Origin of the sequence: Halomonas sp. PA16-9, assembly GCF_009728585.1 — a bacterium.
GTDB classification, from domain to species: domain Bacteria; phylum Pseudomonadota; class Gammaproteobacteria; order Pseudomonadales; family Halomonadaceae; genus Vreelandella; species Vreelandella titanicae.
This window is the reverse complement of the sequence record NZ_CP040452.1, coordinates 1,465,294-1,490,182: the sequence shown is the minus strand read 5'-3', so window position 1 is coordinate 1,490,182 and position 24,889 is coordinate 1,465,294. Positions and strand designations below refer to the sequence as shown.

Genomic DNA, 24,889 nt, shown 5'->3' with positions numbered 1-24,889 from the left:
GTCACATCAAAGGTGACTTCGCACTTATCCGAGAACCCGTGATGGCCGCAGCGCTACCCGTCGTCGGAGTGGCGGCGAGGGGAATGTGTCCTTCGCCAGCGAACAGGCCTGAGGTGGGGTCAAGGCCTACCCAGCCAGCGCCTGGCAGGAAGACTTCGGTCCAGGCGTGCAGGTCGGTGAAGTCCACCTCGCTGCCGCTAGGGCCGTCCAGCGCTTTAACATCTGACTTGAGCTGAATGAGATAGCCGGACACAAAACGAGCGGCGAGGCCCAGATGGCGGAAAATTTGCACCAGCAGCCAGGCACTGTCGCGGCAGGAGCCGCTGGCGAGTGTCAGCGTCTCTTCGCAGCTCTGGACACCGGGCTCCAGGCGCACTAGGTAACCGATGTCATTCTGCAGACGTTGATTAAGCGCGACCAGAAAATCGACGGTGGTAGTCGGTTCACGGGGAACGGCTTTGAGCCACTCCATCAGCCGTGGCCCTGATTCGGTTATTTCAAGATAGGGGCTTAGTTCTTGGCGCAGCGCTTCTGGGTAAGCAAAGGGAATCGTTTGCGCAATGTCGTCCAAGAAGAAATCGAACGGGTTAATCACCGTCATCGGGACGATTAGCTCGACGGCAATGGTTAACTCTTGGCGCGGTTCAGGGAACACCACGCGAGCATTGAAGTTGCCGAACGGATCCTGTTGCCAGTTTAAAAAGTGGTCATCGCCGGAGAGTTTGAGCGAGTACGCTTCGATATGAGTACGGCAGTGGGGCGCTGGGCGCAGTCGAATAACATGGGGCGAAAGACGCACCGGGCGGTCAAAGTGGTAAGTCGTACGATGATACAAGGCAACGCGAATGGTCATGAGCCACCCTCAAAAGAACCGTTATTAACCGGCTGGTCGGTTGGGTTAAGGAATAACCGAACGTTTCGCAAGTATCGTTCCACTTTTACTTTTTTGCAGCCGCTATCTTAACTAAGACGTTTAACTAAAGTGGAAAGCGCTTTGTGCACCAATTTGACGCCACTTTTATGCACCAATGCGGCGCATAAAAGCGCTTTAATTTTCTCGTGCTCTCTGTCAAGCGGCGTTTAAGTAAGTGAACGTTGAAATATCGCAAAAGATGGTACGCATTTTGCTCTCATTTGTTTGATTGTTTTGCACGCGGCAGGCCTACACTGAGCATTGAGGAAGTTGCCGCTTCCACCCCCGCGCCAGGAGAGCGCCCATGAGCCAAGTGAATTGGAATAACTATGCGTGTCGTGATTACTACGATGAGCTGATGGCCGCTCCCGGTCAGCCACGCGAGTCAGCGGGTGAATTGTGCAACATGTTGGCAAGGTTTAGCGCCGAGGAGTTAGCGGAGCGAAAAACCGCGGCGGAGATCGCTATTCGTACCATGGGGATTACCTTCACCGTCTACTCTGAAGGCGCGATGATTGACCGTGCCTGGCCCTTTGATATTGTGCCGCGAATCATTCCCGCCAGTGAGTGGCGTAAAACCGAGGCAGGCCTTAAGCAGCGCGTGCAGGCGCTGAATCTATTTATCGATGACCTTTACCATGATCAAAAAGTCATTAAGGACAAAGTATTGCCCGCCGAGGTGCTGGCACAATCGGTTAATTTCCGCCCCCAGTGTGTTGGCATTAACCCCCCTCACGGCGTATGGGCTCATGTATGTGGCTCTGACCTGGTGCGCGATGGCGACGGGACGCTCTACGTGCTGGAGGATAACTTACGCATTCCTTCCGGTGTCTCCTACATGCTGGAAAACCGCAATGTCACCAAGCGGGTACTGCCGGAGTTGTTCGCCTCAGGCAAGATTTTGCCCGTTGATGACTATGTGGCTCAGCTTTACGACATGCTGGCGGCGATGTCGCCAAGGCCAGGTGATGACCCCCAGGTAGTGGTACTGACCCCCGGGATCTACAACTCTGCCTATTTTGAGCACGCCTATCTTGCCCAGCAAATGGGCGTCGAGCTGGTGCAGGGAAGTGATCTACTCGTTGATGACGATGATGTGGTGTACATGCGCACCGTGGAAGGGCTACGCCGGTCGATGTTATTTACCGCCGTGTAGACGATGAGTTTCTCGACCCGGAAGCATTTAACCCGGAATCCATGCTGGGGGTGGCGGGCCTAATGCGCGCCTGGCGGGCGGGGAAAGTAGCACTTGCCAATGCTCCGGGGGCCGGCGTGGCGGACGATAAGGTCGTTTACGCCTTTGTTCCCGCGTTGATTCGCTACTACCTCGATCAAGAGCCGCTGATCCCCAACGTGCCCAGCTACCTGTGTATGTTCGAGGACGATCGCCGCTATGTACTCGACCACCTGGATGAATTGGTAGTGAAACCGGCCAATGAGTCGGGGGGCTACGGCATGCTCATTGGCCCACGCTCAACCAAAGAGACCCGCGAAGAGTTTGCCCGCTTGATTAAGGCGAACCCGCGCAACTATATGGCTCAACCGACCCTGGCACTGTCGACCACGCCTACGCTGGCGAATGGATTACCGCAGCCGCGCCATGTGGATTTGCGCCCCTTCATTCTTTCGGGGCCAGAAATCCACGTCACCACCGGTGGACTAACCCGCGTGGCATTGATAGAGGGTTCGTTGGTGGTGAACTCTTCTCAAGGTGGCGGCAGTAAAGACACCTGGATTGTAGAAACCGACGATAAGGCGGCAGCGGCCGCGGTGAAAGGAGCCTAACGCCATGCTGTCACGCGTTGCAGAGAACCTCTACTGGATGGCGCGCTATATTGAACGTGCGGAAGACACTGCCCGTTTGCTGAGTGTCAATAGCCACCTTATGCTCGATTTGCCGGGGCGCCTGCCGTTAGGTTGGGCACCGCTTATCGAAATGACCGGCAGTCTGGAAGCCTTTACCGCACGCCATAAAGACTTTGATGAACGCAATGTGGTGCACTTTTTATGCGCTGATACTGACAATGATATTTCGATTATCTCTGCGCTTGCCAGTGCCCGTGAGAACCTCAGAACCACTCGGGATGTGGTGCCCCGGGAGATTTGGGAAGAGGTTAACCAGCTCTATCTGAGCGTGGCCGATCATGCCGAAAACGGTGTTAGTCCACGCCGTCGCGATAGCTTTCTCAAAAGCGTCATCCGTAGCTGCCAGGCGTTGACGGGCCTGATTGAAGGCACGTTAAGCCATGGCCCTGCGCGTACCTTTATTGAGTTGGGGCGTCAGTTAGAGCGGGCCGATATGACTACTCGCATCGTGGATGTGCGCTCTGCCAGCCTGCTGCCGCAAAACCCTGAAGAGCTGCTGCCGTTTGAAAACCTGCAGTGGATGAGCGTACTCAAATCGCTCACCGCCTACCAAATGTACCGTCAGCAGGTACGCTTACGCGTTCGGGGCCCGGATGTGCTGCGCTTTTTGCTGCAAGATCCTAATCTGCCACGCTCCATTGCCTGCAGCTTGGAGACGCTGGGCCATGAGCTGACGCTACTGCCAAGACAGGATCGACCGGCAGCGACCGTTTCACTGGTGCGCGCCGATGTGGTGGATGCCGATATTCAAGCGCTGGCCCACTCACCCAGCAAGCTGCACCTGTTTATCGACGAACTGCAGATCGGCTTTGCCGCTATCCACGATACGCTTAGCGCAACCTACTTTGTGAATGACGACAGCGTGCCCCGCGTCACCCAAACCCAGAGTCAGAGCCAGAGTCAAAGCCACGCAGGGGATAACGATAACGACTAACCAGTGGGGGAGCCGCGCTCTAGCGGCCTGCACGGTTCGATGCAGGTACGCCAGCTTCTCGCGCACCGCTGGGGCAAGCACTCCTGGGGCCAAATCGAGCAGGCCCATATCCCGGTTGAGCTCATTCACTGCCATCCCTACCTGATGAAAGGCAATCAGCATGCTCTCCAGACTGCCGTCGTACTCAACGGGGGTAATGCCCATGTGCAGTGCGGTATTCAGCACGGCGACCATATCCAAGTAGTAGGCAAATGTTTCAGCAAAATCTTCCCAGGGGTGCATGGTGGCGTAAGCAGAGATGAAGCGATTAGGCCAGTCGCTGGGCGCCCCCTGCTGGTAGTAGCGCTCTAACGCTTCGGCATAGGTTGGCCGGTGGTGATTGCCAAATACCGCACGGCAATTCTCTTCATCGCGATCCTTAACCAATACATCCCAATAGTAGTGGCCGATTTCATGGCGGAAATGACCAATTAATGTGCGATGGGATTCGTTCATGTCGACCCGCAAGCGCTCGCGTTCAACGTCGTCGGCTTCTTTGATGTTGATGGTGATATGCCTGCTGCATGGCCGGTATACACCTTCTCTGTCTTGGCGGTGGAACGCCATAAGCCCTGGTCGGGGAGGGCATCAGCCATAAATGAGAAGCTTAACGGCACAGCAATGTCGTCGTCTTTGGTACCGTGGGGAAGTTTAAGTAGATCCAGAGTATGAAAAAGGCGCCGTTTAGCAGCCTCTAGTGCCGCCCAACGCTCACGGTGGCCTGCAATATTGAGGTCGGGTATTACTTCGTTGTAACGACAGCAGTCGCAGAGCGTGTCCGCTTGGCCGTGCTCCATCACCACCAGCCGATTACATACGTTTTCAACAGCGTAGTTGTGGCACTTCATTAGCGCTGTATCGCAACCCGGGTGGGTACAGCGATAGCCGCCGTTATCCAAGGGCTCAATGGCCACGATATTGCTACAAGCAGGGCACCAGCCTACTTCTGACTGACAGGCAAGGCAGTGGGTGTTTTCGTAGAACAGCGTATTGCCACAGCGGCAGTGAAAGGTCTGCATAGATAATTCCCTGTGTTTAAACACGAGCTTTCGCCGTGGGCGATCCGCAAGCCTGCGGCACACTGATTAGCCGAAGCATAGCCAGCGCGGTGCCACAATGAAAAGGCTAATTGACGTTCTGGCGTAGATTTTGTTTACTCATGAGATACTTGGTTGACGTTAACGTCAACTTGCTGCTATACCCTGTGTACTTGTCTTACCGCGATGCGTTTTAAAAACAGCTTTTTTTAATACTCGCAACCATAACAACCACAACCATAAATAGGAGCAACGCTATGTCCGTTCGCGAAATTCCCATGTATATCGATGGCCAGCCGTCCAGTCACAGAGCCAGGAGTGGCGCGACGTGGTCAACCCTGCGACGCAAGAAGTAGTGGCTCGAGTGCCGTTCTGTACCGCTGACGAAGTAGAACGCGCTATCAGTAGTGCCAAAGAAGCGTTCAAGGAGTGGCGTAAAGTGCCGCTGGGGAAGCGCATGCGCATTATGCTCAAGCTGCAAGCGCTGATTCGCGACAATACCGCTGAACTCGCGGCACTGATTACTGAAGAGCACGGTAAAACCCTGCCCGATGCGGAAGGCGAAGTGGGTCGTGGTCTGGAAGTGGTAGAGCACGCTTGTTCGATTACTTCGTTGCAGTTGGTGAATTAGCCGAAACGCTGCCAAGAGGTAGACGTTTACACCATGCACCAACCGCTGGGGTGGGGCTGGGATTACCGCCTTTAACTTCCCGATTATGTTGCCCTGCTTTATGTTCCCGCTGGCGATTGCCACCGGAAATACCTTTGTGCTTAAGCCCTCCGAACAGGATCCCAGCTCCACCATGCGCTTAGTGGAGCTAGCCCATGAAGCGGGTATCCCTGCGGGCGTGCTCAACGTAGTGCACGGTGGCCCGGACGTGGCCAATCAATTGCCGATCATCAGGATATCAAAGCGCTCTCGTTCATCGGCTCTACCCATGTGGGGTCGCTGCTGTATAACCGTGCAGCAGCGGCGGGCAAGCGCATGCAGGCGATGATGGGCGCCAAGAATCACTGTGTGGTTATGCCTGATGCTAACCGTAGTCAAGCGATCAACAACCTGCTGGGCTCAGCTTTTGGCGCTGCGGGCCAACGCTGCATGGCGAACTCGGTAGTGGTGCTTGTCGGCGAGGCACGCGAGTGGCTAAGCGATATAGTAGATGCGGCGCGAGCAATGAAAGTAGGCCCAGGCACTCAGCTTGATGCGGACTTGGGCCCGCTGGTGTCACCTGCTGCCCGTGATCGTGTACTACGTTTAATCGATGCAGGGGAGAAAGAGGGCGCCAAACTGATGGTTGATGGTCGCAAGGTTCAGGTAGAGGGTTACCCCAACGGTAACTTCGTGGGGCCGACCCTGTTTGCCGATGTAACCGCCGATATGACCATTTATCGCGAAGAGATTTTTGGCCCCGTGCTGTGTGTGGTCAGTGTTGAAACCCTGGATGAGGCGATTGCCTTTATCAATGCCAATCCCAACGGCAACGGTACCTCCATCTTTACTAACTCAGGCTGGGTAGCGCGCCGGTTTGAAACCGATATCGATGTTGGACAAATTGGTATTAACGTGCCAATCCCCGTACCGGTCGCTTACTTTAGTTTCACCGGGTCAAGGGCTTCAAAGCTGGGCGATTTAGGGCCCAATGGTAAGCAGGCGATTGCATTCTGGACACAAACAAAAACCGTAACGGCACGTTGGTTTGAACCCGAGAATGTTTCCAGCGGTATTAATAGCACGATTTCGCTGGGTTAAAAAAGTGGCGCTAACTGGCTCCGCTTAAGCGGGGCCAGTTGCTAACGAGGTCGGTTAACCGCTTGGCAGATCAAGCCAGGTGGCTGGCTTAAAAGTTGTCAAACAGCGGGAGGCTCTCTTCAAGCAGCTGTTCAATGGGGCCGAGCTGGCTTTCATGCAATACTAACAGCGACTCCTTACCCATAAAGTGTTCAGCGGGGGGGACGAGCAGAGCAAACTCACCCTCTTCAAGGTGAAAACTCATGTATTTCGCGCATTCCCAGCGGAGTTACACACTGCGTGCAGCGGTAGGTGTCATCTTCGCCATAAATCAGCCGATGGTACATTTTAAACAGCGTATATAGTGCCAAACCACCCTCAAAGGCTGGCCAGCGCGCAGGGGTCTCGCGAATATCGTTGGTAAGGTCTTGCCCTTCGGCTTCGGCGTCTGCAATTGCATTGGCAAGCGGGGCGGCAAGAATGGCGCTGTTGTCGGCAGGTAACGGTGTGTTGTGCTTAGAAGCGTGTTCAAAATCTTGTACAGCGCGCTTAAAGTCAGGAACGCCATCAAGAGTATAGTCGACATGCTGGAGGTCTTCGGGCTCACAGCCGCCATTTTCCCAGCCATGAATGACGCGAAGTGTCATTTGACCCCGTGTCATTGGGCGGGCAAGCAGCATATGTAGCATTATACGAATGTGCAGCTGACGCTCATCGGTATCATTTTCAAATGCTCGGTAAGGGTCAGTAAACAGCTCGTTTAGACGACCGGGGTATGTTCCTTGGCTTCGTTATGGCTCATGACAGTGTCCCTTTGAACGAACTGTTTATTAAGAGTAGCGCATGTTTTTTTGTCACAGAACGAATCTTCAGTATGGCGAGTAGGGCGGCTGAATAAAAGCCTCTTAATTCAGCTTTTTGTTACACAACCGCTAAGCCGTTTTTATGAGATGGCTAAACTTAACAAGAAAGAGGTGAGCATGTCTTCATCATTAAGTCGTTTTAACGTGCCTGAAACATTGGATGACCTGCCTGACGATATTCGCAATACCATTTTGACCGTTCAGGGTAAAGCGGGTTTTGTGCCCAATGTCTTTCTGATGTTGGCCCATCGCCCTGCTGAATTTCGTGCTTTTTTTGCCTATCACGATGCGTTGATGGAGCGCGAATCAGATACCCTCACCAAAGCCGAAAAAGAGATGATTGTAGTGGCTACCAGCGCACGTAATCGCTGCCTATATTGTGTGGTTGCTCACGGGGCACTGGTGCGCATTTACAGTAAAGACCCGCTACTCGCTGACCAAGTGGCGATCAACCATCGGGTGGCGCCGATTAGCGAGCGCCACCGGGTGATGCTCGATTTCGCCATGCACTGTGCCATCGATGTGGGTGAAATGACTGATGAATGGCTTGCCCGCCTGCTGGAAGTAGGCTTTAGCCAAGAGGATTGCTGGGATATAGGCGCGATCGCGGCGTTTTTTGGCTTGTCGAATCGGTTGGTTACCCTGGCAGGTACGCCACCCAATGAGGAGTTCTACCTGATGGGGCGAGTGCCTCGCTAAGAGGCGACCAGCGCACCTTAACTTTACTAAGCTATGATTTTGATTGAGAATAGTTCTTGAGACAGCGCTTCGAAAAGTACCCAAAAACGTACTTAGAAAAAGCGCTTAGCAAAACACCTACATTCACTGTCGCCAGGGGAGCCCTGCATAAAAGGGCTGAGATGCGGCTACGCAGACCCTGGAACCTGATCCGGTTCGTACCGGCGGAGGAAGTGCGACATGCTTTACCTAACGTTAGCCGTGCTTGGTGCGGCGCTGTGCTGCTTTGCTTACTTAGGCCTCCGGGCTCGCTGGGTGAATGGCCCACTTGATGACTATGTCACCGCCCGTAACTCGCAAACGGCATCTACCCTGGGGCTCTCCTTCCTTGCCTCCGGCATGGGCGCATGGATTCTCTTTGCTCCTCCTGAAATCGGCGCCTTTGTTGGCCCGCTGGCCCTGGCAGGCTATGCATTAGGCTCTGCGCTGCCGTTTATCGTCTTGGGGCTGTATGGGCCGAAGATTCGCCGGGCGCTGCCCGAGGGACGCAGCATCGCCGAGTTTGCCGAAGCGTGCTATGGCCCTGGTGTAAGGCGCTGGGTAACGCTGGTATCAATCGCCTATATGGCGTGCTTTTTAGCTGCCGAGCTAACCGCTATTGGCGCCATTACCGCGCTGCTTTCCGATGTGCCCCCCGCACTGGTGATTATTGGCGTGGCGCTTACCACGCTCATCTATACTGCGGCAGGTGGTCTACGGGCCAGCCTTGCCACTGACCGTTGGCAGGCGTGGTTGTTACTGGTACTGCTGTGTGTGGTCGGTGGCATGGCCCTATGGCGGCTTCCCACTATTCCCAACGAGGCTGCGCTTCCTGCCATTCCCATCACCAGTGCGCTCAGCGTAGCGTTAACGCTAGTGATCGCGGTTACCGCGGCCAATCTCTTCCATCAAGGCTATTGGCAGCGCGTGTGGGCCGCTCAAGACGATCAAAGCCTGGGGCGCGGGGCATGGTTAGGTGGCGCAATGACGGTAGTCGTCGTCATGGTGATTGGTGGTCTGGGTGTATTGGCCGCGATGAGTGGTGTGCCATTAGGCGAGCCGCCGATGCCATTTTTTGCCCTGTTAAGTGATGCTCCTGTTTGGCTGACGCTACCCGCCTTGGTATTAGCGGTGACCTTGGTGGCCTCCAGCGTTGATACGCTGCAAAATGGTATTGCCTCGTTGGTGGTCGCGCGCAGCGAGCAGCAGGGCGTATCACTGGTGGCTGCCCGCTGGGTGACAGTGGTAGTAATGGTACCGGTGGTATTAATTGCCTTGCAGGGGTTGTCAGTACTGCGTCTGTTTTTGATTGCCGACCTGCTGTGTGCTGCCATTGTGGTACCTGTGCTGTTGGGCCTGTGGCAACGAATGACGCCACTGGCCGCCATTGTAGGTGGCATCGCGGGGCTGCTGGGTGCCATTCTCCCAGGGTGGTTAAGCCAAGGAAGCTTGGTCGCCGGGATGGTGGCCGCCAGTTTTCCGGGCAGTGTCCCTACCTTGGGGCCATTCGTCGGGGCGTTAATCGCCTCAACGCTGGTGAGTGTGCTATTAGCCTACTTAACGCTAGCTATTCGCAAGGACGTCCATGATTCGAACTCTTCTGACCACCCCTGAAGGTGAGACCCACGAGGGGGATGAACACCTGTTGGCTGTCTGGCAGACGACGCCTGGCAGTCATATCTGGATCGATATGCAGGGCGAGTCCCAACAAAGCGAGCGGGCGATTTTAGAGGCGTTTGAGTTTCACCCCATGGCGATTCAAGATGCCCACAAAGAGCGCCATCCGCCAAAAATTGAAGAGTTTGATAATCACACCTTGATTATTTATCGTGGCATCTCCTCCTTTGATGCCGAACTAAACTATCTGCCTCAACAGGTCTGTTTCTTTGTGGGGGAGCGATTTCTGGTCACCCTCCATCCCGGCCAAGCGCTCTCCATAGAACGGCTATTCAACGAGCACGGTAAAGCCCTGCTGGCCCATTCGCCGGAACATGTCGCGCTGCGGGTAATGTATATTTCTGCGGGCTTTTATATCGATAGCCTGCTTGAGTTCGAAACGGCGTTAAGCGATCTGGAAGACGAACTGCTGGAAAATGGTAATGATGTGCTAATGCGCAAGATCATCACTTACCGTTCCCGGCTGGTTAAAATGCGCCGCATCTTTAGCTACCACCAGGGGATTACCCAAGAACTCACCGCTTATGACTATGAGCATTTACCGCGGGAAGAGAGCGAAACCCTGCACGCCATCAACGATGTAGCGGATCGCTTCGAACGCCTCTACACATTGACCCAAATGTACTACGACATTTGCGGTGACCTAATCGATGGCTATATCTCTATTTCCTCCCACCAGCTAAATATCACCATGCGGGTGCTCACGGTGATTACCGCGATTTTTGTGCCGCTCACGTTTATTGCCGGGATTTACGGTATGAACTTCGAAAATATGCCCGAGCTGCGTTATCAGTATGGCTACTTTTTTGTCTGGGGAGCCATGTTGGGTATTGCGGGTGTCATGATTTGGCTATTTAAGCGCAAGCATTGGTTTTAAGGACAGGTTTTAAGGACGGGGTTTAGTCTCCCCATAGAACGACTCCAGGAAACAAAAAGTTGACCCATGCATAGGTGGTCGGTGGCTGAGTGTGGCATCCTCTCCAGCGACCAAGACTATAAGGCATAAAGCCGTCGACTAGCGTTTTCACTGGGAGTTGTTCCATGACGATTATGATTATCGGGCTGCTGATTTTTTTAGGCAGCCACTCTGTACGTATCTTTGCTGAAAACTGGCGTCAGCAGCAGATTGCGAAACATGGCGAAACCACTTGGAAAGTAGCCTATTCAGCGGTATCCATCGTTGGCCTGGCCATTGCTATATACGGTTTTGGCCAGATGCGCCTCGATCCCATCTATATCTGGTACCCGCCAATGGGAATGCGCCATGCGGTGGCGCTGCTGATGGTGCCCGCCTTTATTATGCTGGTGGCGGCATACATTCCGCATAACGCGATTAAGGCCAAACTTGGCCATCCGATGATGCTGGCGGTAAAAATCTGGGCGTTTGCTCACCTGCTGGCCAACGGTCGCTTGGGTGATATTATCTTTTTTGCTGCCTTTCTTATCTGGGCTATCCTGGCGTTCAAAACCGCCAAAAAGCGTGGTCGTCTTACGCCACCAGCGCCCGTTAGCACTAATAAAATGGCCACCATTGCTACCATACTCGTCGGCTTGGTAGCGTATGTGGTGTTTGCCTTTTACTTGCACACAGTGCTGATTGGCGTCCCTGTTTTTAGCTAATCTGTTTTTAGCAGTTTGACGTTAGCCCAACCTAGGAGTCACTCCATGGCCGAGACGACACACACGGTGCCCACCACAATGGCTGCTATGCTCTTGGTTGGACATGGCGGTATAGAAAAGCTGGAATACCATCAGGGTGTCGCCACGCCGCAGCCCAAGGCGGGCGAAGTGCTGGTGCAGGTGACCGCCACGGCGAAGAACAACACGGATCGCAAGGCGCGTGAAGGGCTGTACCCTACCAAGGACAAAGGCGATGTTACCTCCTTTGCCATGGGTGGTACGCCAACCTTAACTTTCCCGCGTATTCAAGGCGCTGACGTCGCAGGCCGCATAGTGGCGGTGGGAGAGGGCGTTGACGCCGGGCGCATTGGTCAGCGAGGTTTGCTGGATTTTAATATTTACGCCGATGAACGCCGTGATATTAATCTAACCCCGGATTACTATGGCCATGGAGCCGACGGCGGCTTTGCTGAGTATATCGCTGTGCCTGCTGATCAGTTTTATCACGTGCCCAACCCCGAGCTTCACGACGCTGAATTGGCCTCAATGGGCATGTGCTCTTATCAAACGGCTTACCACATGATGACTGCCGCCAAGGTGAGTGCTGGCGAGCGTGTGCTGGTCAGTGGCGCTAGTGGTGGTGTGGGCACCGCGCTCATTCAGCTCTGCCGTATTGTGGGAGCGGTTCCGTATGCCGTTAGCCAGTTAGATAAAGCCGAGGCGCTCAAAGCACTAGGCGCAGAAGCGGTCATTGATCGTGGCGACCTGCCGACGTTTGTTGACCGAGTGCTGGAAACCACAGGCGGTAAGCCAATCGATGCGGTGATGGACTTGGTCGGCGGTGAGATGACCAACCTGTTTATCGACACCATGATTGTCGATATGCAGGGGCGTAAGAGCTACCCCCGTCTCTCTATTGCCGGTGCCAGCGGTGGGAACCTTAGCGAAATGATGTGGACCCGCGTGTATCTTTATCAAGTACAGATATTTGGCGTTTCCCATGGCACCCGAGAAGAGGCCGAACAGCTGGTGGCGTGGATTCGCAGCGGGGAATTAAAACCGGTACTTCACGCCGCTTTTAAGCTTTCTGACCTGCATGCCGCCGAGCGCTATTTTGTTAACCGGGGCAGCAATTATCTGGGCAAAATTGTGCTTGTTCCCGATGCTCAGTGGGCATCTCACGGTGCGCCGTTCGCCCTTGAAAATCCTTCTTCTGCCGTTTAGGAGCGCCGCTAGTGCATAACCTTCATACCATCCAGCTAATGGACACTCATGCCGGTGGTGACGTTAGCCGTATCGTCACAGGGGGGATTGATATTCTGCCTGGCGCCACCGTCCGCGAGCAGATGGAGTACCTGCGTGATGACGCCGACGGTTTGCGTCGCCTGCTGCTCGAAGAGCCCTACGGCATTCCGGAAATGTCGGTCGACTTGTTGGTGCCGGCCACTCACCCTGAGGCGGTGGCGGGTTACATCATTATGGAAGTGATGGGGTACCCTATTTACTCTGGCTCCAACACGCTGTGTACCGCCACGGCCGTGCTGGAGAGCGGCATTGTGCCCAAGCAGGAAGGCATACAGCGCTTTAAGCTTGAAGCGCCGGCGGGGCTAGTGCAAATCGAAGCGAAGGTGCATAACGGTGTGGTGGAGTCGGTTACTTGTGGCGGCCTTCCCAGCTATATCGATACCTATCGCGATACGATTCAAGTGCCGGGGATTGGCGAAGTCACCTATTCGATCGCCTATAGCGGTGGCTTTTACGCCTTGGTCGATGCAACCGAGCTGGGCTTTAAGTTGGTGCGTGATGAGGAGCGCGCACTTTCAGAGTGTGCCTACAAAATTGTTGAGGCAATAAAAGCGCAGCGGGGCTTTTCTCACTACACTCTGGGCGATGTGGGGCCTCTGCCATTTTTGCACTTTATGGGGCCTGAAGAGCAGATAGGGGAGGGGTATACACGTTCACGGTCAACGACCTACGTTCATCCAGGCGTTATTTGCCGCAGCACAACGGGCACCGGCACCTCGGCACGTCTAGCGCTAATGAACTACGAAGGGCGTTTGAATGTAGGTGATAAGCTAGAGACGGTGTCACTGCGTGAGACGGGGTTTATCGGCACCTTCATTGGCACCCATCAGGAAGGGGCTTACCAGGTAGTGGAAAATACCATTACTGGCCGCAGCTATGTATTGGCCCACTCGGATATTGTGATTAACTGTGATGACCCGATGGTCGCGTGTGGCGAGCTACACCATATCTTGCGCGACCGTCACTCGCCGGAAGCCCTGCCTTTAGAAACATAGCCCCTAGAAACATAGTCCCTAGAAACATAGCCTTCGGCTATTAAGCGTTCCCATACCGGGGTCTTTTCGGCCTCGGTCATGCTGCCCCAAACCGCAATTTCATCCAGCGTGCGACCACACCCTTCGCACACCGATGTTGTTGGTTCAATCTGACAGATTTGTATGCAGGGCGAAAGGGGGCGCTGAGCAGGAGGTGCGGCGTCTTTAGTCATTAAGAGGCCGACACCTTACCGCGCAGCGATTTAATTTTGCCCTTACGGGTTTTGTGATCGACGCGGCGGCGCTGTGAACCTTTGGTGGGCTTAGTGGCACGGCGTGCTTTTTGCTGCTTGGTGGCACTCTGTATCAGCTCTTTTAAGCGTGCCAACGCATCCTCTTTATTCAGCTCAAGCTTACGATGGCTCTGGGCTTTAATAATCACCACGCCCTCTTTGCTGATGCGCTGATCGGACAGCGCCATTAAGCGCTCTTTGTACAGCGGTGGCAGTGTTGAGCTAAGAATATCGAAGCGCAGATGTACCGCTGAAGCGACTTTATTGACGTTCTGGCCGCCCGCGCCTTGGGCGCGAATCTGGCTAATATCAATCTCCCAATCAGCCAGGGTAACGTTGCTAGAAATGGTGAGCATTAATGGCCCCTGTGTTACTCGTTAACCCATAAGGCTAGCACAATTGGCACACCTGAGACGAAGGAGGGCTTTCAGCACTTGTGGTAGGGAGCTTCAGCTCGCGAATGTGTGGGCTACCAGCCTGATGAGACTATGGGGCGCTTGCAGCCCTGATGTTTAGCCCACGTTTTAGCGCGCCCTATTAGTCAGCTAGATTGTTGACTGTCTGACCATTGATGTAGGCCAGCAGGTTACTAAACGCATCGCCAAAGTAGAGTTCGTAGCTATCCTTTTCCACATAGCCAAGGTGAGGCGTGGCGATAAGATTGGGCAGCTCAAGTAACGGATCCCCCAACAGGGGTTCCGTATCAAAAACGTCGACTGCGGCTTGACCAGGTCGCCCGGCTTTTAGTGCTCGTTCCAGCGTCCCAGGTGCCACTAGCTGAGAACGGCTGGTATTCACCAACAGAGATGTGGGCTTCATCTGGTCTAGGGTTTCAGCGTTGACGATACCGCGAGTATCGTCGTTTAAACGAAGGTGTAGGCTGAGCACATCCGCACGCTGGAACAAATCAGCCTGATTTTTGGCTACCTCTAGTCCAGCATCTGAAGCGCGCTGGCGGGTGCCTTCTCTTCCCCACACCAAAACGTTCATTTCAAATGCCTGGCCATAGCGCGCTACTAAGCTGCCGATTTTGCCATAGCCAAAAATGCCTAGGGTGCGGCCTTTAAGGCCCGTGCCTAAGGTACGCTGCCAACGGCCCGCTTTCAGGTTCTCGACCTCTGCAGGTATATGGCGCATCGCGGCAAGCACCAAGCCCCAGGTTAATTCTGCCGCCGCATAGGGCGAGCCAGTGCCCGTCATAACAGTGATGCCATGACGGCTGCAAGCCTCCATATCCACGTGCGCTGCACCACCACCCGTTTGGCTAATGACTTTCAGGTTGGGCAAGCGTTCAAGCAGGGCGGCCGTGATAGGCGTGCGTTCACGGATGAGTACCAACGCCTCGGCATCCTGAAAGCGTGCGCTCAATGCATCCAGGTCAGTAGGCGTATCGTGATAAACCTTTACCTCTTGACCTTCTAGCTGCTTGAAAGCGTCTAAACTGCGCACACAGTCCTGATAATCATCAGCAATGACAATCTTCATTGAATCGGTTCCTTGCCGGGCAGCATATGTTTGTAAAACGCGTCTATGCTGGCAATGCTGTTGTAAAGTGATAGCTGTTATAGGTTGATAATACGCTTAAACCCATTACTCAGGAGTCAAAAATGAGCGACTACCTATTGGATGATTCCCCACTAAGCCCAGGGGTTATTTATCGGTTGCTGTCGGGCACTGTTTGCCCCCGGCCTATTGCCTGGGTGTCTACCCAGAATAAGCAAGGAAATGCCAATTTGGCGCCATTTTCCTTTTTTAACGTGGTCAGCGTGAATCCACCGGTGCTGGCGTTTTCTCCACTGCTGAATGGTAGCGGTGAACTTAAAGATACCGTGCGCAATTTAAAAGAAGTACCTGAATGTGTCGTACATGTGGGTAGTGAAGGGTTGATAGAAGCGCTCAATACCACTAGCGCCAGCTTGCCGCCAGGAGAGGATGAGTTTGCGCTGGCCGACCTTGAAAAAGCTGAGATGCCTGGGGTCAGCGTGCCACGCATTGCCAACGCTCCCGTGGCGTTTGGTTGCAAACTATTCGATATGATTAGCTTTGGTGACCAGCCGCTAGCAGGTACTTTGGTGCTGGCTCAGGTTGTCTCCATCCATATTGACGATTCGCTGTGGGATGGTCGCCATGTAGATATGGATCGACTCAAACCTGTTGGTCGGCTTGCAGGCAGTGATTACATCCGTATCAGTGACCGTTTCGCCATCGAAAGACCTGCTTAAAAGCATAATTTTGCGCTAATGGCGGGTGTGACATCAACTGTTACAATCTAAGTAATATTTGTTACTTAGCAACCAACGATAATTAATCTTTAGTCGTATATCCTCCCGCCGATAGAGATAAGAACTGGTTGGTGATTTCGAACGCGTGCGGTGTTAACCATTGCACGTATTCGATATTGCCATTTATGTAGTGGGGAAGTGATCTAGCCAGCAAGGAGCAGATCAATGCAACGATTGGGAATCGGGTTGTTAATAAAAGCCTTGTCACAAAAGGTCTTATTAAGAAAATACTTATTGAATATAGCATTAGCAGTGGGAATGTTTGTTCCACTTCTTGCGCAGGCAGAGCTGAGTTTCGGTATTGTTGCTCCTTCCAGCGGTGGGGCCGCACCGCTAGGATTGGGTATGCAAAAAGGTATCGAGACCTACTTTGCCGAAGTCAACGAGGCAGGCGGGGTTAATGGTGAAACCCTGGCGTTAATTGCCCGGGATGATCAGTACAAACCGCTGCAGGCCGCCAGTAATACCCGACAGTTGATTCAAGAGGATGAAGTGCTCGCGGCGATCGGAAATGTCGGCACTCCGACGGCCACCGTTACTATTCCCATCTTTAACGAATATGAAACGCTTCTGTATGGCGCTTTTACAGGCGCGGGTGTGCTGCGCAAAACGCCGCCTGACCGCTACGTGATTAACTACCGGGCAAGCTATGTACAAGAAACCGCCGCCATGGTGGGCGGGCTGTTGGAGGCAGGTGTTTTGCCCGAGGAGATCGCCTTCTTTACGCAGAACGATAGCTTTGGCGATGCAGGATACAATGGTGCCACCCAGGCATTAACTGCCCATGGCGTCGACAATATCGCGGCACTGGCTCATGGCCGCTTTACTCGCGGTACACGTAATATTCACCAGGGCTTAGCGACCATTCTGGAAGCGCCGGTGACACCACGCGCCGTTATCATCGTCGGTACTTACGGCCCCGCAGCGGACTTCATTCGTGAAGCGAAAAAGGACCTACCTGATACGCTATTTCTGAACGTTTCTTTTGTGGGCAGCCAAGCACTTATGGATGAACTTGGCGATCTAGCGGAAGGCGTCATTATTACCCAAGTCGTCCCTCCGCTAAATGCTGACCTGCCCGCCGTTGAGGCCTACCGCAAAGCGCTGGAAACCCATGCCCGTGGTAGTGAGCCTGACTTTATTTCCCTGGAAGGTTATTTGGCGGCAAAACTCTTTGTTGAGGGCGTAAGAGCGGCCGGTGCTAACCCTGACCGTGAGGCGATTGTGGATGGTCTGCTTGGGTTGGGCTCGGTTGATATTGGTTTGGAAGAGCCGTTGAGCTTGGGGCCAAATGACCATCAAGCCAGTGATGCGGTATGGCCAACCATTATTAAAAACGGCCGTTTCGAGTCGGTGGAATGGGCAAGCCTGTTGCCCTAAAGCTTACGTTACCTGTCTGTCCCCTGACACAAGTGAAAACAGATAATGAAAAAAACCTTAAGTATTCGAGCGATGTTGATCAGCCTGTTCTTAGCCGCAGTGCTAGGCGCTGTGGTGCTGGCGGCAACCGGTTGGACGACCAACCAACGGCTAATCGACTCACAGCGTTATATTACCAATGAAGTATTGCCGCTTCAGGATGCCAGCATGGGCATGGTGCTTACCATGGGGGCATTTGGTCAACGCCATGCGGATTTGCTTGCCGCAGAAAGCGTGACTGATCTAGATGAGACCACCTCTCAAGCGGCACTGGATGAGCGTTTTAATGATGCACGGCAAGGCCTCCATGGGGTTGATCAAGCGCAAGGGTTGAGTGAGCTGGATAGCCACTATCAAGCATTGCTGGAAGGAGATACGGCGCTGGAAGCCGTTCGCCGCGAAGAGCTGAGCCTACAAACCCAGATGGCTGAGCGCATCAGTGCAATGCAAGCGCTTATTTCTCAAGTAATACTAAGTGCCGAAGATATTGCCGGGCGGACGGCGCTAGCACAGGTTCGCAGTGACCGTGAACAGCGCGAGTTAGTGGAAGCCTGGCGCGAAGATGGCATGACCACGTTACCGACCCAATTGCTCGACAATATGTTTACCGCGCAAGCGGACATCGGACGCCTGAGCGGCAATGCGCGCATGGCATTAGCGCAGCTGTCAGATCTTGGCCGCCAGATGATGCAAACGACTAGCGTCGATGCGCTGGTCAATTTGCGTCACAATGAAATTGCCCAGCAGGTGGGTCTAGCTCGCCAATCACTGGCGGCGATCGCCGACGCGCCTAGCACCGAAGTAGACCAGCGCGCGCAAATCAGTGATCTAGACGATGTCATCGTAGAGCTGGATGGGTTGATGGTATCCGATGACAACGCTGTCTATGAGCTGCGTTTACAGCAGTTAGAGTTAAACGCCCAGGTGCAAGCGGCGCTCACTAATGTTGCCCAAGCCATGGCGCAGATGCGCACGGCGCTGAGCGACGTGGAGGCATTTACCGTGGCTCAGGCGGACAGCGCCGCGACCCAGGCCGAAGCATTAGCCAACGCCGGGCGTTCACTGCTGATTATGGTTACTCTGGCGGTCATCGCGCTGCTTGCCATCTTTGGCTGGCGTACCATGGTGCGTGTATTGGGCCCGCTAGTGGCGATGCGCCAGCAAATGGAAAACATCAGCGGAGCCGCAGGGGAAAACGCTGACCTTTCTAAGCGACTAGAGCTTAAGCGCAATGATGAAGTGGGCCAAACTGCCCAAGCGTTTAACAACATGATGAATACTTTTGAAGGCATGGTGGCACAAATTCGTGAAAGTGCCGAAGCCATCGCAGCCAGCAGCCGACAAATTGCCGCCGGTAATGAAAACCTCTCCCAGCGTACTGACCAGCAGGCAGCATCGTTGGCGGAAACGGCTTCAAGCCTCGAGCAGATCACGGCCACGGTGAAACAGACCGCTGATTACGCTGACCAAGCCAAAGACGCTAGCGGTAATGTTGATCAGCGCGCCCGTGCCGCTGGTGAGGTATCAACGCGCACCACGGCGGCAATGGGTGATATCCGCGAGGCGAGCGAAAAGATTACCTCGATCATCAAAGCCATTGACGATATCGCTTTTCAAACCAACTTGCTGGCGCTCAACGCTTCTGTTGAAGCGGCGCGAGCGGGTGAGCAGGGCCGTGGGTTTGCCGTAGTGGCCCAAGAAGTGCGCAAATTAGCGGGACGTAGCGCCGATGAAGCGGCCCAAATTCGTCATTTGGTAGACGACAGTGTCGCCAAGGTAAGCGAGGGTGAGCAACTGGTAAACGCCTCAAGCAAACACCTGCAGGAAATCATTGATAGCCTGGGAGAGGTGACGCGCTATGTTACCGAGATTGCTGGGGCGACCCATGAGCAATCTGCTGGTATTGATCAGATCAACCAGGCAATTTCGCAGCTGGATCAGGTGACACACCAGAACGCCCGCTTGGTGCAAGAAGCGACGACTGCAGCCATACGCTGGATGATCGTGCCGGTGATATGCATTCACTGGTAGGGCGCTTTCGGGTCGGCGACGCGGCAGGGCAAACGGCATCTAGCGCTTCCGCAGCAGGAGAAAGTGACTCAGTAGTAAGTAATTACTACCTATTGTCGGAAAGCGCTTGCTAGTCTCATCTAACACGCCCTGCGTGTGCTCAAACACTCGATCAATAACCATAAGATAACCAAGAGGAGCACTGAGATGAGCAGCAAGCGCATTTTAATGATCACCGGCGATTTCACTGAAGATTATGAAACCATGGTGCCATTTCAGGCACTTATGGCAGTCGGCCATCGTGTCGATGCAGTTTGCCCTGGGAAAGCCTCGGGCGATACTGTGGCGACGGCGATTCATGACTTCGAAGGCGATCAAACTTATTCCGAAAAGCCCGGCCACCGTTTTGCCCTGAATGCCGATTTTGCCAGCATTAACCCCGCCGATTACGATGCCTTGGTGGTGCCTGGTGGACGTGCGCCTGAATATCTTCGTTTGAACAAAGAGTGCTAACCATGGTTCAGCACTTTTTTGAGACCAATAAACCCGTGGCGGCGATTTGCCACGGCGCTCAGTTATTAGCCGCTGCAAAAGTACTGGAAGGGAAGCAGTGCTCCGCTTACCCGGCCTGCCAGCCGGAAGTAGAGCTTGCGGGTGGCCACTTTGCCAACCTGGAAGTGACCGATGCGGTAACCGATGGCAACCTGGTCACCGCCCCCGCATGGCCTGCCCACCCCGCTTGGCTTGCGCAGTTTATGGCGCTACTGAATAAGTGAGCTTGGCCCACTAACCTAACGAAATTTGCCCAGCACCCGCTGGGCGCTCTTGTTTGCTGTGCCAATAATTGCCGCTATGCTCTAATCAGAGGATTCCTGATAATGCGTGTGGTTACGAACACCCCGAGAGACAGCGCCTATGTGTAAACTCTTTATTCAAGCCGACCCCGAGCTGTGGCGCAGTGCGACACACTCGCTGCGTATCGATGGCATGGTTACCAGCGTGCGAATGGAAAATTACTTCTGGCACATTCTCGAAGAGATTGCCCAGCGTGATGGAATGAACACGGCCCAAATGATTACTCGGCTTTATCATGAATCTATCGACGCCGGGCACGATTTGGGTAACTTTACCTCGTTTTTACGCGTTTGCGCTCTGCGTTATCAGGCGCTTCAATTGACGGGTGATATTCCTACCCAGCATCAAGTGCCTATCGCCACCCTGGATGCTGAGCAAATTTTAGCTCGCGAGGGCGGCAATAGGCGTGATCCATTGCATTGACGGGAGTGAGTAAGGCGTTATTGAAGTGGTCACTCAAGTCGCGCTTCCAACGCCGTTAAAAATTTTTCAATACGCGCTGCGTTGGTGCCCACGTCGCTGGCACCCAGACGTGATGCCGAGCGCATATCCACCTGTACTCCGTTCTCAAGCTCGGTTAGGCGAATGACCACATCATCCTCAAAGCCAAACCAGCGCGTGGTCGCGGTGGCTTCTATGTGGTTGTCGGTAATTCGTGCGATCCGCCAGCCAGCCTCTTCGGCCTCAGCTTGTGCGGCAGCGAGTACCATTTGTGGGGCCTCGTCCAAGACCAGCGGCTTGATATAAGGGTAGGCTGCTTGCTGCTGCTGAGCGGTGGCGTCGCCCGGGTAGTCAACCGCGTTAGGCGCCGCTTCTCGTGCGTCAGCTAACGCTTCAAAGACAGGAGGGTTCTGCGTATCGGTGGTGATGTCGTGAATCGCGGGCACTTGTTGAGCGCGTTGCCAATGCTGCCAGGGTACGTAAAGCAGTGCAGCAGCGGCGACGATAACCAGCGTGGCTATTAAGGCGGGCCTAGAGCGATGAACCAGCAGGCTAAACAGTAGCGTGACAATACTGACCGCGACTGCTCCTCCAGCGGCATAAACGCCGTTACGGAGTAAGTTGAACGCCTCGCCTAGGCTGATAAATTCGCCCCGATAAGCAGGCCCGGAGCCCGCCATCATTAGGGTCGCCACCGCTAGCAGCAAAATGGCTAAGCCAGCTAGCACGCCTGGCCAACGGCCTCCACGAGGGCGTACCGTTGTTAGTCGCGTTACCATGTTCTCTCCTTATCACAGCGTATTTCGCTATTCTTAGCACAACTATTTCTTAGCACAAACACTGGGTCAATGGGCAATGTGAACATGTTAAGCCCTGACGATAGGATATATATGACCGATAACGTAGCCGCTCTTCGCCAGCTATTGCTCAGCGCACCGCGTGACGCCCTGCCAATGACATATCAGCAGGTGGCTAGCGCGCTAGCGCTCACACCGCCGCGGACTATCGCTCAAGTCACTCAGGCGTTAGAGCAGTTAATGCGCGAAGATGCCGCACAGCAGAAGCCTTTCATCGCAGCACTGGTGGTCAGCCGGCGAGGCGGTGGTTTACCTGCGGCTGGCTTTTTTGAACTAGCCGTCACCTTAGGCCGCTTTCCTGCGGATACCGCACAGCACGAGGCCGCTTATCGCGCTGAGTTTCAGGGTGCCCTTGACGAGCGTGAGAACGCAGATAAAAACGCTCAGCCTTAAGTTTCGCCACGCTGGCTAGGCGTTTTTCGCAGTGGGTCAAGCAACGGGCCAAGCCCATTATGATCAATTTCGTGCATCAGATGCAGCAGTTGGCCAATTTCCCCGGAGGGAACCCCCTCCCGAGCGAACCAGTTTAAATAAGGGCCGGGAAGGTCAGCGATAAGCCGACCCTCATACTTGCCAAAGGGCATGGTACGCGTCACTAGCTTTTCCAGATCCTCTGGTTTCATGCATTTACTCCTTTGATATGTAACGAAACGTTTTAGGCGCCATTATCAGGCCGCTGGGCGATTTCGCCAATCAGTTGGGCCAGCGCCCGGGCGGGTTCGCTCAAATGGCCGCTACTGGGGTGAATTAGCCCGACATCACGGTGAAAGGTGCGTTCACCTAAATCAATCGCACGCACTTCCGCTGGCCAGCGTTGCTGCGCAATCGCTTGGGGCACCAGAGCAACGCCTACCCCTTTGGCGACCAGTTTAACGATGGCCTCCAGTTCATCCACTTCGCATACTTCACGTACATTGCAGTGATTGTCGCGTAGAAAGCGTTCGACCTGCCGTCCCCCAAAGGAAGCACGGTCGTAGCGGACAAACGGCTGGCGGGCGATCAGCTCCTGCCAGTGATCGCCCTCAATATGGCGCGGCACGATTAAACGAAATGGCTCGTGGGCAAGGGGCGTCCAGCGTAAATCGCTGTGCAGTGAAAAGGGCGGGCGAATAATCACCGCCATATCCAGCTCCCCAGCGTCGACTTGATTCACCAGCTCCATGGAGAGCCCAGGCACCACGCGGGTGCGGCATTCGCTATAGGCGTGATGAAAGCGCGCCAGCGCATCGGGCAGTAGCGAACGCTGTATGGACGCGATGGCCCCAATGTTGACCCGTTGAGTGGTGGCTTGGCCTGCAGTCGTCGCACCCAGCGTGCTGTAGAGGGTGAGCAGTGCATGAGCTTGCTTTAACGTTTCCTGCCCACGCTGCGTCAAGATGGCGGCACGCCCTTTACGCTCAAACAGTGGGATACCCAACTCTTCCTCGAGGCGTTTCATTTGTGCGCTTACCGCCGCTTGAGTCAGGCCAATTTTATTGCCCGCTGCGGCAAAGGTGCCTTCCTGTGCTACCGCAATCAGCGTTTTTAGCTCACGGATCATTGATCAATCCTTTTTGTGAATCAGCTAAATAGTTATTGATTTTATTTTCCCATGAGCGGCCCTAGGATTAATACAGCGGGGCTGCATAAAGTGCCCGCTAACCCTCATAAAACCCAATAATGTGGAGAATGACCATGAGCCTTTCACCCTTCCATCTGGCGATTCCCGTTTACGATGTGGCGCTGGCGCGGGCGTTTTATAATGATGTGTTTGGCCTGGAAGAGGGGCGTTCCAGCGAGCAGTGGGTCGACTTTAATTTCTTTGGCCACCAACTGGTCATTCATGAGCAGCCCAAAACGCCGGGGCAAGAGAGCGCCCACACTAATCCGGTAGATGGGCACAACGTCCCGGTGCCGCACTTTGGCGTAATATTAGCGTGGGACGAGTGGGAAGCCCTGGCCGAGCGCTTGAAATCGCGCGATACGCAGTTTGTGATCGAGCCGTATATTCGCTTTAAAGGCGAAGTAGGTGAGCAGGCCACCATGTTTCTGCTCGACCCCTGCGGAAATGCCCTGGAGTTCAAGGCGTTTAAAGATATGAGTCAGGTGTTTGCTAAATAAGCCCTGCATTAAATCTCGTTTTAAGCGCGTAACGCTTGCTCCTGGCGGCGATGCTGAAGCGGGGGCTCGCCAAAGTAGCGCTTATAGTCACGGCTAAACTGAGGCACGCTGCGGTAACCCACCGCCGCAGCGGCCTGATTAACGTTGTGATTATCCTGCAGCAGCAACTGCTGCGCTTTGATTAGGCGCAACCGCTTTAAGTACTGAGCCGGTGATGAGCGGGTAATTTGCTTAAAGTGCTGGTGAAAAGTCGAGGGGCTCATATGGGCCTGTGCTGCCAACTGCTCCACGCTAAAGTCGTCGGCAAAATGGGTGTGGAGCTTAGAGAGCACCTGCACAATGCGTGAATAGTTACCATGCCCCAGTACGAGCGCCCGTAAAGCAGGCCCCTGTTCTCCCTTCAGCGCTTCAAACACCACGTCACGAATGCGGGCGTTGCCCATGGCGCTGCACTCTACCGCTACGTTTAGCGTGCGCGCCAAGCGCAATACGGCGTCCTGCATGCCCTCTGTCATGGCCACCGAGGCCATTGGCAGCGGTGCCTGGGCGTGATGACCGGTATCGCCCATAGCTGTCACCATCTCGCTTAATAGTGCCGGATCCAGGCGCACCGATATACCCAGCAAAGGGGCTTCCGGCGAGCCGTAGGTTTCGCACTCAAAGGGCAGTGGTAGCGTTTGCACTAAGTAGTGGCCGGGGTCGTAATAGATTTCGCGATCACCCAGATAACCCATTTTACGCCCCTGGGCAATGATGGTCAGGCTCGGCTCATAGAGCAGTGGCGTACGTACCTGATGGCGGCTTAAACAGAGTAACGACACGCCGGGTAGCTGCGTGTTATTGATTCCGTCGCTTTTAACCAGTGGCGCGATAACGGCAGCCAGCGCATTGCCAGCCTGAGCGGTGGAGGTCATGAGGGTTTCTCTCGGGTTTCTGGTGGTTTTTGTATAATCATAAC

The 24,889-nt window shown here is 54.3% G+C and carries 21 protein-coding genes, 5 pseudogenes and 1 riboswitch; of the genes and pseudogenes, 16 read left to right on the top strand and 10 right to left on the bottom strand.

Annotation, left to right across the window (positions count from 1 at the left end):
- Position 1: 1 nt before the first annotated feature.
- On the bottom strand, positions 2-853 hold the full coding sequence (locus tag FDY98_RS29830; RefSeq protein WP_442907984.1) for a transglutaminase family protein: 852 nt from the start codon (positions 851-853) through the stop codon (positions 2-4).
- A gap of 364 nt (positions 854-1,217) precedes the next feature.
- Between FDY98_RS29830 and FDY98_RS23305 the strand changes: the two are divergent.
- Together FDY98_RS23305 and FDY98_RS23300 are read left to right on the top strand one after the other, a co-directional pair.
- A pseudogene (locus FDY98_RS23305) lies at positions 1,218-2,698 on the top strand (circularly permuted type 2 ATP-grasp protein).
- Between the two features lie 4 nt (positions 2,699-2,702).
- Positions 2,703-3,713, top strand: coding sequence for an alpha-E domain-containing protein (locus FDY98_RS23300; RefSeq protein ID WP_022522535.1), 1,011 nt, complete (start codon positions 2,703-2,705; stop codon positions 3,711-3,713).
- A gap of 96 nt (positions 3,714-3,809) precedes the next feature.
- On the opposite strand, the pseudogene FDY98_RS23295 reads toward FDY98_RS23300, so the two are convergent.
- Positions 3,810-4,771 (bottom strand): annotated as a pseudogene (locus FDY98_RS23295) (zinc-binding metallopeptidase family protein); the annotation flags it as partial.
- Between the two features lie 275 nt (positions 4,772-5,046).
- On the opposite strand from FDY98_RS23295, the pseudogene FDY98_RS23290 reads away from it, so the two are divergent.
- Positions 5,047-6,539: pseudogene (locus FDY98_RS23290) on the top strand (CoA-acylating methylmalonate-semialdehyde dehydrogenase).
- A gap of 88 nt (positions 6,540-6,627) precedes the next feature.
- Here the strand turns inward: FDY98_RS23290 and FDY98_RS23285 are convergent.
- Positions 6,628-7,320: pseudogene (locus FDY98_RS23285) on the bottom strand (hypothetical protein).
- A gap of 178 nt (positions 7,321-7,498) precedes the next feature.
- Here FDY98_RS23285 and FDY98_RS23280 point away from each other — a divergent pair.
- The 6 genes from FDY98_RS23280 (at position 7,499) to FDY98_RS23255 (ending at position 13,695) form a co-directional block, all read left to right on the top strand.
- Positions 7,499-8,080, top strand: coding sequence for a peroxidase-related enzyme (locus tag FDY98_RS23280; protein WP_027960035.1), 582 nt, complete (start codon positions 7,499-7,501; stop codon positions 8,078-8,080).
- 124 nt (positions 8,081-8,204) lie between these two features.
- Positions 8,205-8,310, top strand: a riboswitch (TPP riboswitch).
- Positions 8,300-9,712 carry a sodium:solute symporter family transporter gene (locus FDY98_RS23275; RefSeq protein WP_027960036.1) on the top strand — a complete coding sequence of 471 codons (1,413 nt, stop codon included), beginning with the start codon at positions 8,300-8,302 and terminating at the stop codon, positions 9,710-9,712. (Overlaps the previous riboswitch by 11 nt.)
- Positions 9,684-10,652 (top strand): magnesium/cobalt transporter CorA, encoded by a 969-nt coding sequence (gene corA / locus FDY98_RS23270; protein WP_027960037.1) that lies wholly within the window; start codon positions 9,684-9,686, stop codon positions 10,650-10,652. The genes FDY98_RS23275 and corA overlap by 29 nt, the downstream gene beginning before the upstream one ends.
- A 164-nt stretch (positions 10,653-10,816) precedes the next feature.
- Positions 10,817-11,395 carry an NnrU family protein gene (locus tag FDY98_RS23265; RefSeq protein WP_027960038.1) on the top strand — a complete coding sequence of 193 codons (579 nt, stop codon included), beginning with the start codon at positions 10,817-10,819 and terminating at the stop codon, positions 11,393-11,395.
- Between the two features lie 45 nt (positions 11,396-11,440).
- Positions 11,441-12,619 (top strand): zinc-binding dehydrogenase, encoded by a 1,179-nt coding sequence (locus FDY98_RS23260; RefSeq protein ID WP_027960039.1) that lies wholly within the window; start codon positions 11,441-11,443, stop codon positions 12,617-12,619.
- A gap of 38 nt (positions 12,620-12,657) precedes the next feature.
- Complete coding sequence (locus tag FDY98_RS23255) at positions 12,658-13,695, top strand: proline racemase family protein (protein ID WP_035538252.1); 1,038 nt, start codon at positions 12,658-12,660, stop codon at positions 13,693-13,695.
- On the opposite strand, the gene FDY98_RS23250 is transcribed toward FDY98_RS23255, so the two are convergent.
- The 3 genes from FDY98_RS23250 to FDY98_RS23240 all read right to left on the bottom strand — a co-directional run bounded on the left by FDY98_RS23250 (position 13,662) and on the right by FDY98_RS23240 (position 15,452).
- Positions 13,662-13,907 (bottom strand): DUF1289 domain-containing protein, encoded by a 246-nt coding sequence (locus tag FDY98_RS23250; protein ID WP_081742596.1) that lies wholly within the window; start codon positions 13,905-13,907, stop codon positions 13,662-13,664. The genes FDY98_RS23255 and FDY98_RS23250 overlap by 34 nt on opposite strands.
- Positions 13,907-14,323 (bottom strand): alternative ribosome rescue aminoacyl-tRNA hydrolase ArfB, encoded by a 417-nt coding sequence (gene arfB / locus FDY98_RS23245; protein WP_027960041.1) that lies wholly within the window; start codon positions 14,321-14,323, stop codon positions 13,907-13,909. Before arfB ends, FDY98_RS23250 begins: the two co-directional genes overlap by 1 nt.
- A 181-nt stretch (positions 14,324-14,504) precedes the next feature.
- Complete coding sequence (locus tag FDY98_RS23240; RefSeq protein ID WP_027960042.1) at positions 14,505-15,452, bottom strand: D-2-hydroxyacid dehydrogenase family protein; 948 nt, start codon at positions 15,450-15,452, stop codon at positions 14,505-14,507.
- Between the two features lie 122 nt (positions 15,453-15,574).
- On the opposite strand from FDY98_RS23240, the gene FDY98_RS23235 reads away from it, so the two are divergent.
- From FDY98_RS23235 to FDY98_RS23215, 5 genes and pseudogenes are all read left to right on the top strand, one after another.
- Positions 15,575-16,189 (top strand): flavin reductase family protein, encoded by a 615-nt coding sequence (locus FDY98_RS23235; protein WP_009288223.1) that lies wholly within the window; start codon positions 15,575-15,577, stop codon positions 16,187-16,189.
- A gap of 318 nt (positions 16,190-16,507) precedes the next feature.
- Entirely contained in the window at positions 16,508-17,629 is a 1,122-nt protein-coding gene (locus tag FDY98_RS23230) for an ABC transporter substrate-binding protein (RefSeq protein WP_230803113.1), read from the top strand.
- A gap of 45 nt (positions 17,630-17,674) precedes the next feature.
- Positions 17,675-19,699, top strand: a complete 2,025-nt coding sequence (locus tag FDY98_RS23225; RefSeq protein WP_340146961.1) for a methyl-accepting chemotaxis protein — start codon at positions 17,675-17,677, stop codon at positions 19,697-19,699.
- A gap of 186 nt (positions 19,700-19,885) precedes the next feature.
- Positions 19,886-20,454, top strand: a pseudogene (locus tag FDY98_RS23220) (DJ-1/PfpI family protein).
- 139 nt (positions 20,455-20,593) lie between these two features.
- Entirely contained in the window at positions 20,594-20,956 is a 363-nt protein-coding gene (locus FDY98_RS23215; protein ID WP_027960044.1) for a ribbon-helix-helix domain-containing protein, read from the top strand.
- A 29-nt stretch (positions 20,957-20,985) separates the two neighbouring features.
- On the opposite strand, the gene FDY98_RS23210 is transcribed toward FDY98_RS23215, so the two are convergent.
- Entirely contained in the window at positions 20,986-21,753 is a 768-nt protein-coding gene (locus FDY98_RS23210) for a DUF1499 domain-containing protein (protein ID WP_009288227.1), read from the bottom strand.
- Between the two features lie 111 nt (positions 21,754-21,864).
- On the opposite strand from FDY98_RS23210, the gene FDY98_RS23205 reads away from it, so the two are divergent.
- The gene (locus tag FDY98_RS23205) at positions 21,865-22,224 is read left to right on the top strand and encodes a hypothetical protein (protein ID WP_035538246.1); all 360 of its coding nucleotides are present in this window, start codon (positions 21,865-21,867) and stop codon (positions 22,222-22,224) included.
- Here the strand turns inward: FDY98_RS23205 and FDY98_RS23200 are convergent.
- Together FDY98_RS23200 and FDY98_RS23195 are read right to left on the bottom strand one after the other, a co-directional pair.
- Entirely contained in the window at positions 22,221-22,454 is a 234-nt protein-coding gene (locus tag FDY98_RS23200) for a DUF3820 family protein (protein ID WP_027960046.1), read from the bottom strand. The genes FDY98_RS23205 and FDY98_RS23200 overlap by 4 nt on opposite strands.
- A 32-nt stretch (positions 22,455-22,486) precedes the next feature.
- Entirely contained in the window at positions 22,487-23,371 is an 885-nt protein-coding gene (locus tag FDY98_RS23195; protein ID WP_027960047.1) for a LysR family transcriptional regulator, read from the bottom strand.
- A 134-nt stretch (positions 23,372-23,505) separates the two neighbouring features.
- Between FDY98_RS23195 and FDY98_RS23190 the strand changes: the two genes are divergently transcribed.
- On the top strand, positions 23,506-23,931 hold the full coding sequence (locus tag FDY98_RS23190) for a VOC family protein (RefSeq protein WP_022522552.1): 426 nt from the start codon (positions 23,506-23,508) through the stop codon (positions 23,929-23,931).
- A 20-nt stretch (positions 23,932-23,951) separates the two neighbouring features.
- On the opposite strand, the gene FDY98_RS23185 is transcribed toward FDY98_RS23190, so the two are convergent.
- Positions 23,952-24,845 (bottom strand): AraC family transcriptional regulator, encoded by an 894-nt coding sequence (locus FDY98_RS23185; protein WP_027960048.1) that lies wholly within the window; start codon positions 24,843-24,845, stop codon positions 23,952-23,954.
- Positions 24,846-24,889 lie beyond the last annotated feature (44 nt).

Excerpts from the sequence above, each read along its gene's own strand:
- FDY98_RS29830 (WP_442907984.1), bottom strand. The coding sequence starts at position 853 with ATGACCATTCGCGTTGCCTTGTATCATCGTACGACTTACCACTTTGAC.
- FDY98_RS23300 (WP_022522535.1), top strand. The coding sequence starts at position 2,703 with ATGCTGTCACGCGTTGCAGAGAACCTCTACTGGATGGCGCGCTATATT.
- FDY98_RS23280 (WP_027960035.1), top strand. The coding sequence starts at position 7,499 with ATGTCTTCATCATTAAGTCGTTTTAACGTGCCTGAAACATTGGATGAC.
- FDY98_RS23275 (WP_027960036.1), top strand. The coding sequence starts at position 8,300 with ATGCTTTACCTAACGTTAGCCGTGCTTGGTGCGGCGCTGTGCTGCTTT.
- corA (WP_027960037.1), top strand. The coding sequence starts at position 9,684 with ATGATTCGAACTCTTCTGACCACCCCTGAAGGTGAGACCCACGAGGGG.
- FDY98_RS23265 (WP_027960038.1), top strand. The coding sequence starts at position 10,817 with ATGACGATTATGATTATCGGGCTGCTGATTTTTTTAGGCAGCCACTCT.
- FDY98_RS23260 (WP_027960039.1), top strand. The coding sequence starts at position 11,441 with ATGGCCGAGACGACACACACGGTGCCCACCACAATGGCTGCTATGCTC.
- FDY98_RS23255 (WP_035538252.1), top strand. The coding sequence starts at position 12,658 with ATGGACACTCATGCCGGTGGTGACGTTAGCCGTATCGTCACAGGGGGG.
- FDY98_RS23250 (WP_081742596.1), bottom strand. The coding sequence starts at position 13,907 with ATGACTAAAGACGCCGCACCTCCTGCTCAGCGCCCCCTTTCGCCCTGC.
- arfB (WP_027960041.1), bottom strand. The coding sequence starts at position 14,323 with ATGCTCACCATTTCTAGCAACGTTACCCTGGCTGATTGGGAGATTGAT.
- FDY98_RS23240 (WP_027960042.1), bottom strand. The coding sequence starts at position 15,452 with ATGAAGATTGTCATTGCTGATGATTATCAGGACTGTGTGCGCAGTTTA.
- FDY98_RS23235 (WP_009288223.1), top strand. The coding sequence starts at position 15,575 with ATGAGCGACTACCTATTGGATGATTCCCCACTAAGCCCAGGGGTTATT.
- FDY98_RS23230 (WP_230803113.1), top strand. The coding sequence starts at position 16,508 with ATGTTTGTTCCACTTCTTGCGCAGGCAGAGCTGAGTTTCGGTATTGTT.
- FDY98_RS23225 (WP_340146961.1), top strand. The coding sequence starts at position 17,675 with ATGAAAAAAACCTTAAGTATTCGAGCGATGTTGATCAGCCTGTTCTTA.
- FDY98_RS23215 (WP_027960044.1), top strand. The coding sequence starts at position 20,594 with ATGTGTAAACTCTTTATTCAAGCCGACCCCGAGCTGTGGCGCAGTGCG.
- FDY98_RS23210 (WP_009288227.1), bottom strand. The coding sequence starts at position 21,753 with ATGGTAACGCGACTAACAACGGTACGCCCTCGTGGAGGCCGTTGGCCA.
- FDY98_RS23205 (WP_035538246.1), top strand. The coding sequence starts at position 21,865 with ATGACCGATAACGTAGCCGCTCTTCGCCAGCTATTGCTCAGCGCACCG.
- FDY98_RS23200 (WP_027960046.1), bottom strand. The coding sequence starts at position 22,454 with ATGAAACCAGAGGATCTGGAAAAGCTAGTGACGCGTACCATGCCCTTT.
- FDY98_RS23195 (WP_027960047.1), bottom strand. The coding sequence starts at position 23,371 with ATGATCCGTGAGCTAAAAACGCTGATTGCGGTAGCACAGGAAGGCACC.
- FDY98_RS23190 (WP_022522552.1), top strand. The coding sequence starts at position 23,506 with ATGAGCCTTTCACCCTTCCATCTGGCGATTCCCGTTTACGATGTGGCG.
- FDY98_RS23185 (WP_027960048.1), bottom strand. The coding sequence starts at position 24,845 with ATGACCTCCACCGCTCAGGCTGGCAATGCGCTGGCTGCCGTTATCGCG.